This is a genomic window from Roseofilum capinflatum BLCC-M114, assembly GCF_030068505.1.
Classification (GTDB): Bacteria; Cyanobacteriota; Cyanobacteriia; order Cyanobacteriales; family Desertifilaceae; genus Roseofilum; species Roseofilum capinflatum.
Genome location: NZ_JAQOSO010000112.1, coordinates 62,503 through 80,718, shown reverse-complemented (window position 1 = coordinate 80,718; position 18,216 = coordinate 62,503). Strand labels below are relative to the sequence as shown.

The 18,216-nt window shown below is 46.1% G+C and carries 15 protein-coding genes; 6 read left to right on the top strand and 9 right to left on the bottom strand.

Annotation, left to right across the window (positions count from 1 at the left end; translation table 11 throughout):
• Positions 1-138: 138 nt before the first annotated feature.
• The 5 genes from PMG25_RS21835 to PMG25_RS21815 all read right to left on the bottom strand — a co-directional run bounded on the left by PMG25_RS21835 (position 139) and on the right by PMG25_RS21815 (position 3,129).
• Positions 139-558 (bottom strand): DUF2996 domain-containing protein, encoded by a 420-nt coding sequence (locus PMG25_RS21835; protein ID WP_283764301.1) that lies wholly within the window; start codon positions 556-558, stop codon positions 139-141.
• A gap of 101 nt (positions 559-659) precedes the next feature.
• Positions 660-1,550, bottom strand: a complete 891-nt coding sequence (locus PMG25_RS21830) for a hypothetical protein (RefSeq protein ID WP_283769015.1) — start codon at positions 1,548-1,550, stop codon at positions 660-662.
• Between the two features lie 81 nt (positions 1,551-1,631).
• A complete protein-coding gene (locus PMG25_RS21825) occupies positions 1,632-2,306 on the bottom strand; it encodes a vWA domain-containing protein (RefSeq protein WP_283769014.1) in 675 nt (224 codons plus the stop codon).
• A gap of 83 nt (positions 2,307-2,389) precedes the next feature.
• A complete protein-coding gene (locus tag PMG25_RS21820) occupies positions 2,390-2,725 on the bottom strand; it encodes a XisI protein (protein WP_283762581.1) in 336 nt (111 codons plus the stop codon).
• Positions 2,713-3,129: a XisH family protein gene (locus PMG25_RS21815; RefSeq protein ID WP_283762582.1), complete on the bottom strand. Its 417-nt coding sequence runs from the start codon at positions 3,127-3,129 to the stop codon at positions 2,713-2,715. Before PMG25_RS21815 ends, PMG25_RS21820 begins: the two co-directional genes overlap by 13 nt.
• Positions 3,130-3,473: 344 nt before the next feature.
• Between PMG25_RS21815 and PMG25_RS21810 the strand changes: the two genes are divergently transcribed.
• The 4 genes from PMG25_RS21810 to PMG25_RS21795 all read left to right on the top strand — a co-directional run bounded on the left by PMG25_RS21810 (position 3,474) and on the right by PMG25_RS21795 (position 9,788).
• Positions 3,474-4,736, top strand: a complete 1,263-nt coding sequence (locus PMG25_RS21810; protein WP_347178910.1) for an FGGY-family carbohydrate kinase — start codon at positions 3,474-3,476, stop codon at positions 4,734-4,736.
• A gap of 238 nt (positions 4,737-4,974) precedes the next feature.
• Positions 4,975-7,440: a response regulator gene (locus tag PMG25_RS21805; protein ID WP_283769012.1), complete on the top strand. Its 2,466-nt coding sequence runs from the start codon at positions 4,975-4,977 to the stop codon at positions 7,438-7,440.
• A complete protein-coding gene (locus PMG25_RS21800) occupies positions 7,437-8,435 on the top strand; it encodes a diguanylate cyclase domain-containing protein (RefSeq protein WP_283769011.1) in 999 nt (332 codons plus the stop codon). Before PMG25_RS21805 ends, PMG25_RS21800 begins: the two co-directional genes overlap by 4 nt.
• A gap of 48 nt (positions 8,436-8,483) precedes the next feature.
• Positions 8,484-9,788, top strand: a complete 1,305-nt coding sequence (locus tag PMG25_RS21795; protein WP_283769010.1) for a hybrid sensor histidine kinase/response regulator — start codon at positions 8,484-8,486, stop codon at positions 9,786-9,788.
• Between the two features lie 244 nt (positions 9,789-10,032).
• Here the strand turns inward: PMG25_RS21795 and PMG25_RS21790 are convergent, their stop codons facing one another.
• The 3 genes from PMG25_RS21790 to PMG25_RS21780 all read right to left on the bottom strand — a co-directional run bounded on the left by PMG25_RS21790 (position 10,033) and on the right by PMG25_RS21780 (position 11,758).
• Positions 10,033-10,641 (bottom strand): Uma2 family endonuclease, encoded by a 609-nt coding sequence (locus PMG25_RS21790; RefSeq protein WP_283769009.1) that lies wholly within the window; start codon positions 10,639-10,641, stop codon positions 10,033-10,035.
• Between the two features lie 200 nt (positions 10,642-10,841).
• Positions 10,842-11,174 carry a (2Fe-2S) ferredoxin domain-containing protein gene (locus PMG25_RS21785; RefSeq protein WP_283769008.1) on the bottom strand — a complete coding sequence of 111 codons (333 nt, stop codon included), beginning with the start codon at positions 11,172-11,174 and terminating at the stop codon, positions 10,842-10,844.
• Positions 11,175-11,278: 104 nt separating this feature from the next.
• Positions 11,279-11,758 (bottom strand): hypothetical protein, encoded by a 480-nt coding sequence (locus tag PMG25_RS21780; protein WP_283769007.1) that lies wholly within the window; start codon positions 11,756-11,758, stop codon positions 11,279-11,281.
• 131 nt (positions 11,759-11,889) lie between these two features.
• Between PMG25_RS21780 and aroA the strand changes: the two genes are divergently transcribed.
• Together aroA and PMG25_RS21770 are read left to right on the top strand one after the other, a co-directional pair.
• A complete protein-coding gene (aroA, locus tag PMG25_RS21775) occupies positions 11,890-13,239 on the top strand; it encodes a 3-phosphoshikimate 1-carboxyvinyltransferase (protein WP_283769006.1) in 1,350 nt (449 codons plus the stop codon).
• Positions 13,240-13,453: 214 nt separating this feature from the next.
• Positions 13,454-16,912: a PAS domain S-box protein gene (locus PMG25_RS21770; RefSeq protein ID WP_283769005.1), complete on the top strand. Its 3,459-nt coding sequence runs from the start codon at positions 13,454-13,456 to the stop codon at positions 16,910-16,912.
• A 110-nt stretch (positions 16,913-17,022) separates the two neighbouring features.
• Here PMG25_RS21770 and PMG25_RS21765 read toward each other — a convergent pair whose 3' ends face one another.
• Positions 17,023-18,207, bottom strand: a complete 1,185-nt coding sequence (locus PMG25_RS21765; protein ID WP_283769004.1) for an NAD(P)H-quinone oxidoreductase subunit H — start codon at positions 18,205-18,207, stop codon at positions 17,023-17,025.
• Between the last annotated feature and the right edge of the window lie 9 nt (positions 18,208-18,216).

Genomic DNA, 18,216 nt, shown 5'->3' with positions numbered 1-18,216 from the left:
GGTCAGTTGGGGCGGATACGTTGTTATCAGGATTTGATGACTCGATGGGGATCGATCGGGTGCAGGGGGATTTCATTGATCGCACTCTGTAAGAATAAATGCTTAGAGGGGAAGTTTCCCCTCCACTGGTACAACCCTCTAATTAAGCGTGAGCCACTTTTGTCCATTCAAACGAGTGACGACCCCAAAGACCAACAAACCCAGGTTGATTTTCCGCTCGTCGATCAAGAAGGGTTCTAGGGTGCTGGGTTTGGCTCCCTTGTGGGAATAGGAAAAGGCCCGTTGTCCTTTAATGTCTTCTTTAAAAAAGTACACATTAAATTGGTGTTGGCCGTTTTTCCAGGTTCCGACTACCTGCCAACAGGGGGGTTCTTTTTCCATGCCCTGTACAGCGATCGCCGCTTGGGTAAAGTCGAGCTTCAGGTCACTAATTCCCTGTTTTTCTAAGCCCTCTTGCAGAGCAGGAAGATAATCCTGTTGAATAAATTCGGCAAAGGGTTTGTCTTCCGGAGCGGGTGGCTTTTCTTTCTTTGAGGCTGTGCTTTTTTCGTCTGCCATAATCTGAGTCTTGAGAAACTGTGCTGTCTTTCCTAATGATAGGGGGGAATGGGGGAATGGGGTCATGGATCGTCCCCGTGTCCCCCCATTCTTTCAAAAAGTTAGATCTCTGCCACTGCTCGTTCTATTAAACGATGGGCTAGGGTCTGAATTCCTGTATGTTCATAATAGTTCGTACTCATGTCCAGGAATGCACCTAGATAATCTAATTTATCATCGCTGAATTCCACAAAACTCTGTAGACTGTTAGCCACATTAGTCGGGGTAATGCCGCGATCGCTGACAAAATCTCCCATCCAACCCGACACCGAACTGAACGATTCCCCAATAAAACCCAACTTACTGCCCGGATCGTCTCCTGGAATTACCGATTGTAACTGTTGGAATTGATCGTTGTCCTCCAAATCCCCCGCCGACAAATTGCCAATCCAATCCGAAACCACCCCCAAGAAATCTGGCCCCAAAGGAATCAAACCATCAAAACAAACGAGGGCAGCCATCCGCATCAAGGACTCGCCACCATAATCTCCTAAAGCACCCACGAAATCCCCAATGCTATCACCCGGAATACCATTAATTGAGCAAAACCCAACCAATTCTCCCACCACTTTTAACGATAAATCAATACTCTGAGCTTTCACCGGTTTAGGAGTCATCTTCGTTAATAACCCCCCAACCAAAGGAATTTTATCGCCTACCATATTCGCTAAGGTAGCCGCACCCAGAGCGCGACCCGTTCCGCTCACGGTCTGATAAATCCACAGGGCCCGTTGATAACCTTCTTGATCATCATTAAACAGTTCAATCGCCCGATTACCGATCGCCTGAATCATCTCCTGATCTTCTTCGCCGGTAATGGTGCAGATCGTATTCTCAAACCCCACCAAGTTATCCCACTCTCCTGGAACCACAAAATCCAAAGCACGCAAGGCCTTAATCGTAATATTATCCGTGGGCAGTTCATCCACTAATTCAAAAATTGCTTTACTCATGGTTTTTTCCTCAATTACTCCTGAATCTTAAAACGGTTGACTCATTAATCATTACTCATTACTCATTACCCATTACTCTATTTAAACCGTGCCCCAACCCGGAGGAGGAAGCGCCACCTGATCGTCGAGCTTAGAATGGGAAACGGCAGACATCGAAGCGGATAACCACAAGAACATTTCCACAAAATTGAGTCCCTTCAATTTTACCGGAGTCCGCACCACAATCTCGCTTAACTGGGCTAAATCCGCATTTTCCACACCCACCGCAAAAAACGCCACTTGTTTATTATTTTCCGCTTGTTGAATGCGTTGAGCCGCTTTTTGCACTACCTCTTCCGGTTCCCCTTGGGGCGCTCCATCAGTGATTAAAAATACCCAAGGGCGATAATAGGCAATCCCATTGGCACGATATTCAGCTTTTCGCGCCTCAATTAAATCCAACCCTGTATTAATGGCACTCCCCATATACGTCATTCCTGATGCTCTAAGCTTGGGAGTTTCAAATTGATCGGCGGTTACAAAGTCAAGTTCTACCTTAATTTCATTGTTAAAACTGATAATAGCCACTTCTACCCGACGAGCGGCTAAGGTATCCTTATTCAAGTCAGTGCGAAAGGTTTCTAAACCCTGGTGTAAAGCATCAAGAGCTTCTCCCTGCATGGAACCAGAGGTATCAAGCAAGAGGACACAGGGACAACGGGGTTCTGGGTTCTCCGCAAATTCAACGGCTTCATCAAGTCTTAAGGGTTCTGGCATGGCGTTCGGCTAATCTCTACTCCGGTTCTATGCTACTCAAAAGTATATAGTGCAATGTGCGGGTAATGGGCCATCCGATTGCCTTAAATGGGCGCATACTCTGTATATTGCCGCATGTTAGGGTCTTGGAAGCCTAACACAATTTTGTCTTTGGCTACTCCTCGATTCACCAGTTCTTGAGCAATTCTCATTTCAGTCATGTTATGCTGCACCCAGATCTTGCCGTTGATAATATCGAGGTGCAAGACACAACCATAGACGCGGCGATCGCCATCCCATCCAATATTGACCACTTGATAATGATCTTGTTGAGTATCAAAAACAGTGTAGCAATCAATCTCCCCGTTGGCGATGGGAATGGCAGCATATTCGGTTAATATGGACTGAATGATCTGGCGATATTGTTCTAGGATATCCATCGTACAATCACCTCTTTTTCTGGATCGTAAATGATTTGTTTAATTTGATATCGTTCTAGGGAAATTTGTGTGAATTCTCGCTGAAAAAATCCTTTATAGGTTCTGGTGGGTATGGCTAAATATAACCTTCTTGTCGGATCGTTAATTTCCAAGGCGAGCTGATAATTCAAAAACTGTCCTAATGCTGCATGGTAATCGGTTAGGGGGGAATCGCTCAAAAATGTCTTGATTTCAACGGCTATTTTTTCTTCCCCTCGCTCTGCGGCTAATAATTGCTCTGCGCCTAAATCAAGTTCAAACTTTGTTCCAGCAACTTCGAGTCGCAAGGGATCATCTGTAATGTTCCACTGCTCCTTTTCTAGGGCAATTCTAACCGCAGAATGATATTTATCTCTAGCTGCCATCAGGTTTTTAGTTCTAGAAGGAACAATTTCTTGAGTAAGAATACTTTAGCTATCTTTATCTAAGAATTCATTATATATTACTTCTAATGGGTTGGTAAATTTGAAGTGCCCTCTCCCTTTCATGTCCGCTTTGCGGAAAATCCCTCTCCCACGGGAGAGGGACTTTCCCCCTTCTCCCTTCGACTTCGCTCCCTTCGGCTACGCTCCCTTCGACTTCGCTCAGGGCAAGCAGGGCAAGCAGGACAGCGCCCTTCGACTTCGCTCAGGACAGCGCCTGCGGGAGAAGGGGGTAGGGGGATGAGGGGCAACTGTTGATAACTCAAACTCAATTGAAAATGCTGGATATGGGATTAGTGTTAGGAATGGATTTTGGTACATCGGGAGCAAGGGCGATAATACTTCGCATCCCTGAAGCGATCGCCATTAACCCAGATCGGGATATCATTGCACAAGCAACCTGCACTTATAATCGCCAACATCCCGAAGTCTGGAAAACTAGCCTATTTTCCCTATTCGAGCAACTGCCGTTAGACTGTCGGCAACAGATTACCCGAATTTTGATTAATGGCACGTCTGCAACCGTCTTGTTTTGCGATCGCGAGGGAGAGGCGATCGCCCCCCCACTGATGTACAATGACGACCGGGGAAAAGCCATGATTCCCCAAATACAAGGGTTTGCCCCTGCGGATCATCTCGTTTTAAGCGCCACATCGAGCTTGGCGAAACTCCTTTGGGGACTCGAAAACCTATCCTTAGAGGGCCGGATCTATTTTCTCCATCAAGCAGACTGGTTAGCTTCTTTACTCCATGGGCAACTCGGAATCAGTGATTATCACAATGCGCTCAAACTGGGCTATGATGTCCAGAATCTTTGCTATCCGGATTGGTTTCCTCCCCTTCCCGATCGCCTAACTTTACCGAAAGTTTATACACCGGGAGAGGCGATCGCCCCCATTCTCCCCCAAATTGCCCAAACATGGGGCTTTCCGGCCGATTGTCTCATTTGTGCCGGAACCACGGACAGTATTGCCGCCTTTATCGCCAGTGGTGCATCGGTTCCCGGTGATGGGGTGACCTCCCTCGGCTCCACTTTAGCGTTAAAACTGCTCAGTGAAACCCCTGTGAATAATAGCCAGTATGGGATTTATAGCCATCGGTTTGGCGATCGCTGGTTAGTCGGGGGAGCCTCCAATACCGGGGGTGCAGTCCTGCGACATTTTTTTACTGATGTAGAATTAGAGACCCTATCGAGTCAAATTAACCCCAACCAAGAAAGTCCTCTAGACTACTATCCCTTACTCGGAAAAGGCGATCGCTTCCCCATCAACGACCCCAACCTCCCCCCCCGTCTCCATCCCCGTCCCGAAGATCCCGTCGAATTTCTCCATGGACTCCTGCAAGGTATCGCCCGTCTCGAAGCCCTCGGATATCAACGCCTCACCGAACTCGGAGCCACTCCCCTCAAACGCTTATATACGGCAGGAGGTGGTGCAAAAAGTAATACCTGGTCACAGCTCCGGCAAACCTACTTATCTGTTCCCTTTCTCACTCCCATCAGCCCTTTAGCCGCCTATGGGAGCGCCCGTCTAGCCCTGAACTCTGTTTAAGCATAAATACTGATTTTTTTAAAAAAAAGTCTTAAAAGCAACCTTTATAATTGAATATAACAAGTTTTTAAGCCAATTTGAGATTAGACAGAAATTGATATAATAAGTAGATTATTAAAGGATAGCGGATCGGAGCCGTTTATCTATGGGGTTTCCTACGATCTAGTAAAAATCGCCCCTAAAACCAGCTATAAACTCTTAATTGTACATCGATAGACTTACGGTTTTGGTGTGAACTATGAAGAAAAAACAAAGAGGAGCATCGGAAAAAACCGGTGAACTCTTGCCATCGACAAACCATAACCGGGGTGCATCCAACGATTCCTCAGCAGCATGTTGGTCAATTTTAGTCATCGATCGAGATCCAGGAATCTATCAGATTTTTAGCGAGCAATTTCATGACTTTGTATTTCAAGGAAAACCCTTGCAGGTGAAATGGATAGATAATGAGGAACAAGCGCGAAGTTACCTGGAAGAAAACCCAGATTTAAGCCTTGTGTTTGTGGATCTCGATCTAGAAAAACCCAGGGGAGGTTTAGAGCTGGTTCAGTTTATTCGGGAGGATCTCAAAAACTCATCCCATCGGATTATTGTATGCGCCCCAGAGCCAGATCAAGCCCTAGAATTTTCCATATTGCTCAATTATGACGTTAATGATTATCAACAAAAAACTAACTTAAACCCACAAACCTTGGGTATGAGTTTAGTCAAAGCCTTACGCTCCTATCAGGAACTTCAAAACTTAGAAGAAAACCGCCAGGAACTCACGGCCCTATCTACCCAACTGAAGCACTTAAATCAAACTCTAGAAGCACAGGTACAATCCAGAACCCAAGAGCTAGAAACTAAAACCAAGCAACTCGAGCAAGAAATTAGCGATCGCACCCTAGCCGAAACAGATAAGCGAGCATCCGAAGATAAATTTTCCATCGTCTTTCAGTGTACCCCCCACCCCATCACCATCACCGCCATGAAAGATGGGCGACATCTAGAAGTCAATGATGCTTTCCTGAGAACCACCGGATACACCAACGAGGAAGTGATTGGGCGCACGGCCGTAGAATTGCAACTCTGGACAAAAATGGAACAAAGGGTCAACCTCTTTGAAACCCTGGTTAATCAAGGCTTTATCCGGGATTATGAATTTGAATTTTGTACCAAATCCGGAGAGCGTCGGATTACCTTACTCTCCGCCGAGATCATAAAACTGAGGGGAGAAGACTGTTTACTCTCGGTCACCAATGATATTACCCAACGCAAACAAGCAGAAGAGGCTCTAGCTCAAGCAAAAGAAGCAGCAGAACATGCCAATAAAGCCAAAAGTGAATTTTTGGCCAATATGAGCCACGAGCTACGCACCCCCTTAAATGCGATCCTCGGCTTTACCCAAATTATGAGTCGAGATGCTTCGCTGAAACGGGAACACCAAGAAAATTTAGAGATTATTGGGCGATCGGGCGAACATCTTCTAGAGTTGATTAATGATATTTTGGAGATGTCTAAAATAGAAGCAGGTCGAGTCACTCTAAATCCCAGTAACTTCGATCTCTATCGCCTGCTGAAAAGTATTGAAGACATGCTTCAACTTAAAGCCACCTCCAGAGGATTACACCTGCTCTGTGAATACGATCCCAATGTTCCCCAATTTATTAGTGGAGATGAAGGAAAACTGCGCCAAGTCTTAATTAATTTGTTGGGAAATGCGATTAAATTTACTCATGATGGGGGGGTGGCGTTGCGAGTCAGTGCCAAATCAGAAGCCAATAAACTCAATCAGATCATTGAGTTTCAGGTCGAGGATACCGGGCCGGGAATTTCTCCCGAAGAATTGGAGCATTTGTTTGAACCCTTTACCCAAACTGAAACCGGGCGCAAATCTCAACAGGGGACAGGATTAGGTTTACCCATTAGTCGCCAGTTTGTACAGTTAATGGGGGGAGATTTAACCGTAACATCCGAGGTCGATCGCGGATCGACCTTTACCTTTTCCATCGAGGCAAAACAGGTAGACCCCAGTGAAATTGAGTCCTCGGTTCCCACTCGCAAGATCAAAGGATTAGCCCCCGGACAAGAGCGAAAGCGGATTTTAGCCGTAGACGATCGCCAAGAAAGTCGGATGTTACTGATGCAACTGTTAGGCAATTTGGGCTTTGACGTTGAGGTTGCTTCTAATGGCCAAGAGGCGATCGCCATCTGGAAACGATGGTATCCCCATTTGATTGTCATGGACATGCAAATGCCCGTCATGGATGGTTACGAAGCCACCCGACAAATAAAAAGTACCACCAAAGGTCGCAGCACCATCATTTTTGCCCTCACCGCCAGCGCCTTTGAAGAAGAACGCAATTTAGTCCTCAGTGCCGGCTGTGATGAATTTTTGCGTAAACCCTTCCGAGAAAACGTCCTCCTAGAAAAAATTGCCCATCATCTAGGAATTGAGTATCTTTATCAAGAGAACGAAACTTCATCCGCTCCAGTCGATCCAGGCCCAACCCTTCCCTTAGAAGACTATCTGGGACAAATGGGACAGGAGTGGATCGAGGACCTCTATCAAACCGCCATTAAAGGATTTGACGATGAAATGGTCTTACTCATTGACGAAATTCCCGAATCCTTAAGTCCCCTTTCCCAGCAATTGTCAGAATGGGCCCATAATTTTCGCTTTGACTGTGTGGTGTCGTTAATTGAAAAGGTAAGACCATGACCACAACATTGGAACCCATGGGAGGCGATATCTTAATTGTGGACGATCTGCCTGATAACCTGCGTCTGCTCTCCCAAATGCTCACCCAGCAGGGGTATAAAGTACGAAAAGCAATCAACGGCGAAATGGCGATCGCCTCCTGCACCGCCCAACTCCCAGATTTAATCCTACTCGATATCAATATGCCCGGCATGAATGGTTATCAAGTCTGCGATCGCCTCAAAGCTTCTCCCACAACCGCCGAAATTCCCATTATCTTCTTGAGTGCCTTAGATGAAGCCAACCACAAATTACAGGCCTTCAAATCCGGTGGACTCGACTACATCACCAAACCCTTCCAAGTCGAAGAAGTTCTAGCCAGAGTAGAACATCAACTTAGCCTCTGTTGTCAACAGAAAAAACTCAAAGAAGAACTGCAAAAACTCAAACAAGAGGTCAACCAACAGCAACAAACCCAACAAAACTTAGAACGGTTAGTCACCCTAGACGAACTCACCCAACTCAGCAACCGTCGCCATTTTAATGATTATCTCCAACAGGAATGGAAACGCTTATTTTCCTTACCTGCCTATAGCAGCAGATATTCCCAAGCCCTATCTTTGATTTTAGCTGATGTCGATTATTTCAAACTTTATAACGATACCTATGGCCATGTGAAGGGAGATCAATGTCTACAAAAAGTTGCTCAAGCCATGCAACGAGTCGTCACCCACTCTGGCGCTTTAGTGGCTCGGTATGGGGGGGAAGAATTTGCCGTTATCTTACCCAATGCATCCTCCGACTACGCCCTACAAGTCGCTGAACTCATTCGCCTAGAAGTCGAAAACCTCAAAATCCCCCATAGTCAATCTAACGTGAGTTCCTATGTTACCGTTAGCTTGGGCGTGGCTTGTCGGTTTCCGGATTCCGATTTATCTCCTGAAGACTTAATTGCCAGTGCCGATCAAGCTCTCTATCATGCCAAACAACAAGGCAGAAATTCTGTCTATCGATAAGCATTAATTGCCGAAAATCCCCAAGTTTATACTGCTATACTCATTCTTATGGCAAATCCTACTCTAGATTCAAAAAACCTTTTAATTGTCGATGATACCCCGGATAACATTCGCTTACTTTCCATGATGTTAGCCGACCAAGGGTATAAAGTCCGTAAAGCGCTCAATGGGGAAATGGCCTTAAATTCTTGTCAGGCTGATCCTCCGGATTTAGTCATTCTGGATATTAAAATGCCGGATTTAGATGGCTATACAGTGTGTGAACGTTTAAAGCTGAATCCAGAGACGGCGGAAATTCCAGTTATTTTTATTAGTGCCCTAGATGATGTCCTCGATAAAGTGAAAGCCTTTCAAGTTGGGGGCGTAGATTATATTAGTAAGCCGTTTCAGTGTGAAGAAGTCTTAGCACGAGTGAGAAATCAATTAACGATTCGGGAATTAACTTTTAAGCTAGAACAAAAAGTAGCAGCTCGAACGGCTGCTTTATTGGGCGCTTTTGAAAGCTTACAAGATACTCAAATTCAGTTGGTACAAAGTGAAAAAATGGCGACCTTGGGACAATTAGTTGCCGGAATTGCCCATGAAATTAATAATCCTTTGGGATTTATTACCAATAATCTGCAATTTGCCCAAGAAGGAGTCGAGAGTTTAATGGAGCATTTGCAGATCTATCAGCAGGAATATCCCCAACCCACAGAAGCAATTGTTGAACACTCAGAACATATTGATTTAGAGTATTTGTTAGAAGATTTGCCTAATCTTCTCGATTCCATTAAAGTTGGTAGCGATCGCATCCAACAATTAAGCGTATCTTTGCGTAAATTCTCCCGTAAAAATAGCGATAAACCTGTAGAATCTGATATCCATGATGGACTCGAAAGCACCCTACTCATCCTCAAACATCGCCTCAAAAGTAATGCCAATCGATCGGAAATTGAAATCATAAAAGAGTATCAAGAATTACCTCAGATTCTCTGTTATCCAGAACAACTCAATCAAGTGTTCATGAATCTGTTAGCCAACAGTATTGATGCTTTAGATGAGCGCTGTGAAAAGCAGGGGGATTCCTCAGCACAAGCATGTCAGATTACCATTGCCACTGAATTTATCAGCGATCGCTCCCAAATCCAAATTCGCATTACCGATAACGGCTTAGGCATTCCCGAAGATATTCAAAGTCAGATTTTTGACTATCAATTCACCACCAAACCCGCCGGAAAAGGCACGGGCATAGGATTAGCGATCGTGCATCAAATTATTCAACGCCATGATGGACTCCTCGAATGCCACTCCACTCCCCAACAAGGAACCACCTTTACCATCAGCCTACCGATTAAAAATCAGATTGACTAAGCCTAAACAACCAAGACTACAGCACTTTCCATTGCGCGACAAACTACAATATAGCAAACCTAAATGAGTTATGTAATGGCTGCCCCTCATCCCCCAGCCCCCTTCGGCTACGCTCAGGGCAAGCCTTCTCCCGCAGGCGCTGCCCTGAGCGTAGCCGAAGGGAGAAGGGGAGTAGAAGTCCCTCTCCCTTGGGAGAGGGATATAGGGAGAGGGCATTTCCAATTGCACAACTCATTTAGACTAGCTATAGAGAATTGGGAAGAAATTGGCTCACACTAAACTGTAATCCTAGTAAATGCTTGGATATTACTTCATCGCCGCGTCGAAATAGCTGTGTATCATAAACACCATCAACCCAGTGACACACAGTAATGGTGGGTTGCTTGGGTTTACCAATATAGCGGTGTCCTCCCAAACCTAGCGGATCGACAATCCAGTATTCGGGAATTCCCATGGCCTCATAATCCTCAAACTTACGGGCGTAATCATCAGGCCAATTCGTGGATACCACCTCTACGACAAGCTTTAGGGAACTTCCCAACGTAATCACTGACTCACGTTCCCAAAGAGGCTCATGGGATAATTCGGCAGGATCAACCACCATCAAATCGGGTTTATAGCCACTTTCAAATCCCAAGGGTTGTATCATCGCTGTATTGGGAATAAAATAAGCCAAATTTTGCCGATCTAGCCATACGTTTACCTTGCGGTTAATTACCCCAACTACTTGTTCATGAAAGCCTGTTGGCTGCATTTCAAAAATTACCCCATCGTGTAACTCATACCGCCCTGTTTCTGGCTTCCAGGTCAGAAAATCTTGAAACGTTGTTAATTGGGGACGTGCTTGTACCATAACCAAATTCTGCTGTATTCGAGTCGCATCAATTCACTGGGGGAGTTTATATAGCAAACCTAAATGAGTTGTGTAATGGCTGCCCCTCATCCCCCAGCCCCTTCTCCCGCAGGAGAAGGGGAGCAGAAGTCCCTCTCCCTTGGGAGAGGGATATAGGGAGAGGGCATTTCCAGTTACACAACTCATTTAGACTAGCTATATTATTCACTGTAATATTGATATTGAAAATGGATGCGAGGGTGTAAAAGCTTCTGTACCGGTTCCCCTCCTTCAAGATGGGATTCTACAATCTCAGAAACATTTTCTGGTTTTACCCGACAATACCAAGTCTCATCGGGTAAAACCCGCACAGTCGGCCCTAGATTACACTGACCTTGACAGCCTACCCCCTCAACTCTAACGGTTTCACTGGCATACTGTTCAAAAGCAGCTAAAACCTCAGCCGATCCTTGCTTACAACAAGATTCATGTTGACAAACCAACACACAGCGACTATTTACTTTTTCTGGAGAAGAATCTAACCCATTACCCATTACCAACACCTTGAGCAACTTTATCGTAGGGTGGGCAGGAGGATAAGCAAGATCATTCAAATTCTACAACTCTACCCATACTATTCCCTATTCCCTATTCCCTATTAGTGATGAATATCCAACGATAAAATATATTGACCTAAATTCAGACGCTCGCACCACAGCTCGTACTCAATTCTCAAGTGTTCCGGTTGCGAATACCCCGTTAAAATCAAACTGCGGGTAAAATTGCGGAGGCGCATTTGTCCCACCTCATGGGCGGATTCTCCAGAGAGCCAATATCGAGATAATCCATACATTCCCTGTTCCCAGAAATGGCGATAACTCAATTTGCCATTGCCCTGCATGGTCATCACCACCCGATAAGGAGAAATCTCTAACCATAATAATCGCGGCGGCCCGGCTAAGGGAATGGTGGGGTCAATTTCTGGGTTACGGTCGTAGAGTCCCGGTTCATTGAGTAAGAGATGAAAGCGGTCTCGATCCTTACGGTATAAGGTGGCAGCAGTTTCCACAAACGAATAAATGGGCAGATCCGTCGAGGAAAAAGACAGACTAACAGGTTTGCGGTGGTTTTTAAGCATATCTATGAAGTGAGAACGACAATTGACAGATCTAAGACAGGTCTAAGAAGTGAACCCCTACCAGCCTGTAACACCATAAGGTATGATTGCGCTACAGAGTCTTAATTTTCACTTATTTTTAGTTTATCTCCATGACTGCTCCGATCGTTAGTCTAAATTTAATTGGCCCTGATGAAGATTTGATCGTGCAACCCCCAACGGCTGGGGTGGCGCTACAGGGCAAGATTCAAGTGCCTGGAGATAAATCGATTTCCCATCGATCGCTCATGTTAGGCAGTTTAGCCCAAGGAGAAACAACGATCGCCGGATTGCTGATTGGAGAAGACCCCCAAAGTACGGCCGCTTGTTTCCGGTCAATGGGCGTAAACATCACAAAACTTAACTCCGAACAGGTTCAGGTGAACGGTTTAGGTGTTGGATCGCTACAGGAACCGACAGATATTTTAGATTGTGGCAATTCTGGAACCACCATGCGCCTGATGTTAGGGATTTTAGCCTCCCATAAAGACTGCTTTTTTAGTGTAACCGGAGATCAGTCCCTGCGATCGCGGCCCATGTCCAGAGTCATCCAACCCCTACAACAAATGGGCGCTCAAATTTGGGGACGCAAAAACAACACCCTCGCCCCCCTAGCGGTACAAGGAACCCAACTTAAACCTATTCACTACCATTCTCCCATTGCCTCGGCCCAAGTCAAATCCTGCATTCTTCTAGCTGGACTGATGGCCGAAGGGGAAACCACCGTTACTGAACCGGCCCTATCCAGAGACCACAGCGAACGCATGTTAGCGGCCTTTGGCGCAACGGTGAAACGAGACCCCGAAACCCATTCGGTCACTGTAGTGGGGCCAGCCCAATTATCGGGTCAATCGATTATTGTTCCTGGGGATATTAGTTCAGCCGCCTTTTGGTTAGTCGCAGGAGCCATTATTCCCGATAGCGACCTAATCATTGAAAATGTCGGCATCAACCCCACCCGCACGGGAATTTTAGAGGTATTAGAGAAAATGGGAGCGAATATCGAATTCCTTAATCAACGGACAGTCACCGGGGAACCGGTAGCGGATTTACGGGTTAAATCCAGCCGTTTACAAGGGTGTGAGATCGGGGGAGAAGTGATTCCCCGCTTAATTGATGAAATTCCCATTTTAGCCGTCGCAGCCGCCTTTGCCGAAGGGAAAACGGTGATTAAAGACGCGGCAGAACTGCGGGTCAAAGAAAGCGATCGCCTGGCCGTCATGGCCTCCGAACTCGGCCGCATGGGAGCCAACATCACCGAACACCCCGACGGCCTAGAAATTATCGGCGGCACAGCCCTCAAAGGAGCCGAAGTAGACAGCCATACCGACCACCGGATCGCCATGAGTTTGGCGATCGCCGCCCTCAACGCCCAAGGACAAACCACCATCCACCGCGCCCAAGCCGCCGCCATCTCCTACCCCACCTTTACCCCCACCCTAGAGGAGTTGCTGGGAGATTGAGGGATAAATAAGGAGGATTGCCTATTGCCTCTTTCCTATTCCCCATTCGCCACTACCAACTGTCCTAAGATAGAATGAAATAGAGGAAACCTAATTAATTTTTCCTGAAACCCCTGGTTTAAACCCATCCCAGAGACATCCCGAAAATTAGCTATTTTCAACCACGGGATTTTTCAGTTAAGCTCTGGGTAACCTGATGTGTCCCTAGTCGCGAATGGACAGTCCAAATCCCACTCTAGAGTTATTGCAACTATTTGTTGAACAAACCCCCGCCGCTGTGGCCCTGTTCGACCGACAAATGCGTTATTTACTCACCAGCGATCGCTGGTTGACTGACTACGGTCTTCGGGATACCCCCCTAAACAACCTCACCTTCTATGACACCTTTCCCCAGTGTCCAGAGCAATGGAAACCTATTCATCAAGAATGTTTACTGGGAAACTATGAAGGGTGTGAAGAACATTATTTTTTCGGAGCAGATGGAAAACTCCAATGGGTGGAATGGGATATTCGCCCCTGGCGCACCCCTTCCGGAGAAATTAATGGTCTGATGATGTTCACCAAAAATATTACTAAACGTAAACGTGCAGAGGCGGCCTGGATGAAAATTGAGAATCGGTTTAACAAACTTACAGCAAATGTCCCTGGAATTATCTGTCAACTCATCCTTAAACCAGAACACCCCATCCAATTCACTTACGTTAGTTTAGGCTGTACCAAAATCTGTGAGCTAGATCCAGATGACCTCCAACAACAGCCCCATCTGTTTGAAGACTTAATTCATCCAGACGATCGCCTAGAATACAAAGCCTCAATCAACAGAGCCATTCAAAACCGCTCCTCTTGGTTTTGGGAAGGGCGCATTATTACCCAATCTGGAGAAATCAAGTGGTTAGCTTGTTCCACCTCTCCCCCAGATGAACAACACTCCATCGAACAGCAGTTCTTAGACGATCTTCCCTATGACGTGACCCCCAACGAATTAATCCTAGATGGCCTATTTATTGAAGTCACAGAACGTAAACAGGCAGAATTGAGTCTTCTGCAACAAGAAACCCAATTAACCGCCCTGTTCAAGGCCATGACCGATCTGATCCTTGTCCTTGACCGCGAAGGACATATCCTAGAAGTCGCCCCAACCAACTCCAAACTTTTGGCTCACGATCGGGTAGAACTCTATGGCATGAAGGTTAACGATCTCATGCCCGCTCAAAATTCTAACCTTCTACTGGCAAACCTACGTCGCTCCTTAGAAACGCAAAAAACCATTGATGTAGAATATTCAATTATCCTAGATGACCAAACCTTTTGGTTAGCAGCTAAAGTTTCCCCCTTAGATATGGATACTGTGGTTTGGGTCGCCCGTGATATTACCCGTCGCAAAGAATCAGAAGGAAAATTAGAACAATATCGAGATAGCCTCGAAGAGCGAGTCGAACAAAGAACAGCAGAACTAGAAGCAGAAGTCAAAGAACGCCAACAAATTGAACAGGCCCTACGCCAGCATGTGCAAATGCTGGATTTAGCCAATGATTCTATTATGATTCTCAACTTAGATGGAACGATTAAATACTGGAATCATGGGGCCCATAAACTCTATGGTTGGACAAAACAACAAGCCCTTAATCAAAATATTCATACCCTCTTGCAAACTGAATTTAGTACCCCTTTACCCACGATTCATCAAGTCCTAGAACAACATGGCTATTGGGAAGGAGAATTACAACAAACTAAGCGAGATGGAACCGCAGTAACCGTCGCTAGTCGATGGACGCTTCAGCGAAATGAGCAGGGCGATCCCGTGGCGCTTTTAGAAATTAACAATGATATTACTTATCGCTTTGAAACTGAGATGGCCTTGCGAAAGAGTGAGGAACTCTATCGGACGTTGGCCCAGAACTTTCCCGATGGTGCGGTCGTGTTGTTCGATCTTAACCTCCGGTTTACCCTTGCTGAAGGTCGAGAGTTAGGGAAATTACGATTGGGGAAAGAACAATTGGAAGGATCAACTCCAGCAGAAGTGTTTCCCTCATCGGTAAGTCAATTGATGGAATATCATTACCAAAATGCTTTAGCTGGACAAACGGAACAGTTTGAAGTGGCTTTGGGAGATCATTTTTATTTATTTCAGACCCTACCGGTCAGAAATGATGAAGGTCAGATTATGGCAGGGATGGCGTTAATGCAGAATATTACCCAGCGTAAGCGTTCTGAGGAAGCCATCCGTAAAAGTGAGGCTCGCTATCGGGAAATGGCTCAACGGGAAGAGTTGATTAACCGTTTGGCTTCTCAAGTCCGCAATTCTTTGAATCTTAACCAGATTTTGGAAATTGCGGTGGTGGAAATTCAGAATTTGTTACGGGTGGATCAGTGTTGGTTTGGTTGGTATCAGTCCCAGGGAATAGAGGAAAAGCAAACGCCGGAAGCGTCTCCCCATGGCTATTTAAATGTGGTGCAAGAGGCTAAAACAGAAACGTTACCATCGGTCTTGGGGTGTTTTCCGGTACAGGCCGACGATCCTCTGTTGAGTAATTTACTCAATTTAGAAATGCTGCAAGTGGATGATGTGTTCAGTCATCAGGATCTGGGAATTCATCAGCTTTATGATAGTCGAGGCTATCGGGCGATCCTGTTTTTACCGATTAAAACGGCTTATGGGGAGTTGGGTTGTGTGAGTTGCGCCCATTTTGATGGCCCCCGTCGCTGGACAGAAGATGAGGTGGAATTGTTACAAACGGTAACGGATCAGTTGGCGATCGCCATTAGCCAAGCCGAACTCTATCGTCAGGCAACCCTGGCCGCTGAAAACGCCGATCGCAAAGCCACAGAACTCGAAGAAACCCTCAGACAACTGCAACGCACCCAAGCTCAACTGATTCAAAGCGAAAAACTCTCTAGTCTCGGTCAAATGGTAGCCGGTGTAGCCCATGAAATTAATAATCCGGTTAACTTTATTTATGGTAATTTAGTTCCCGCCAGAGATTACACGGCAGATATTCTCGGACTCTTACAACTGTATCAAGAAACCTATCCTGAGCCAGCCGAGCTGATTGAAGAAGAAATTGAAGCCATCGATCTAGAGTTTATCAGTGACGATTTGCCCCGCCTCCTAGACTCCATGCAAGTGGGAGCCGAGCGGATTCGGGAAATTGTTCTTTCCCTGCGGAACTTCTCCCGTCTTGATGAAGCCGAGATGAAAAAGGTGGATCTCCATGAAGGTATCGATAGCACCTTAATGATTCTGCAAAATCGCTTAAAAGCGAAAGGCGATCGCCCAGGGGTCGAAGTGAGCAAAAACTATGGTCAATTACCCAAAATTAATTGCTACCCCGGACAACTGAACCAGGTGTTCATGAACTTACTCAGTAACGCCATTGATGCCTTAGAAGAACATAGCATCCCTGAGCCAAAAATTACGATTACGACCGAACTCATCAATAACAATCAAGCCATTATCCGGCTGGCCGATAATGGGCCAGGCGTTCCCGAAAAAGTCCGCCAACGGCTGTTTGATCCCTTTTTTACAACCAAACCTGTCGGCAAAGGAACCGGATTAGGGCTGGCTATTAGTTATCAAATTATTGTGGAAAAACACCAGGGACAACTCAGTTGTATTTCTGAAGTCGGTCAGGGCGCAACGTTTATGATTCAAATTCCAGTCGTTTCCCGTTAAATACAGCCAGCGATCTAGCCGAAGAAACTGCTGTAAGAAGCGGGCAAGATGCCCGCACTTCTAACAACTTTGCTCCTGAATTAGGGTTATTTTTTCGGACTGGATATCACTTAGCGATCGACCGATCCCATAATGATATCGATGCTACCGAGAATCGCCATAATATCGGCAACTTTCATACCGCGCAACAAATGGGGCAGAATTTGCAGATTATTAAAATCAGCAGCCCGAATCTTAAAGCGCCAAGGGAAAATATCATCACATCCCTGAATAAATACACCCAGTTCTCCTTTTCCAGACTCTAGGCGAACATAATGTTCTCCAGAGGGAATTTTGAACGTTGGTGCTAATTTTTTACCCAAAAATTGATAATCAAAGCCATTCCATTCAGATTTTGGCCCCCCGGCCATCCGTTTGGCTTCTAGGTTCTCGTAGGGGCCGCCGGGTAATCCTTTCAAGGCTTGGCGAATAATCTTAACCGATTCTCGCATTTCCCGAATCCGCACCAGATACCGAGCAAAGCAGTCGCCAGCCGTTTCCCATTGGACTTCCCAATCGAAGTCATCGTAGCATTCATAGTGGTCTACTTTGCGTAAATCCCACTTTACACCCGAACCCCGTAACATGGGGCCAGAGAGTCCCCAGTTAATGGCTTCTTCGCGGGAAATTGTGCCAATCCCTTCAATCCGACGGCGGAAAATGGGGTTATTGGTAATCAGCTTTTCATATTCATCCACTTTGGGATCGAAGTAGTCGCAAAAGTCGATGCATTTATCAACCCAACCATAGGGGAGGTCGGCGGCTACGCCACCCATGCGAAAATAGTTGTTGTTAATCAGCCGTTGTCCGGTGGCGGCTTCCCAGAGGTCATAAATGAGTTCTCGTTCGCGAAAGATGTAGAAGAAGGGCGTTTGAGCGCCCACATCAGCGAGGAAGGGGCCGAGCCACAGGAGGTGGTTGGCAATGCGGTTGAGTTCGAGCATAATCACCCGAATATAGCTCGCACGCTTGGGGACTTCGATCCCGGCTAGTTGTTCGGGAGCGTTAACGGTGATGGCTTCATTAAACATCCCTGCTGCATAGTCCCAACGGCTAACATAGGGGACAAACATGATGTTGGTGCGGTTTTCGGCGATCTTTTCCATACCCCGATGGAGATAACCGATGACTGGTTCGCAGTCAATTACGTCTTCTCCGTCGAGGGTGACGATTAACCGCAAAACTCCGTGCATGGAGGGATGATGCGGCCCCATGTTGATAACCATTGGGTCGGTTTTGGTCTCAATCCTAGTCATAGGCCTTGG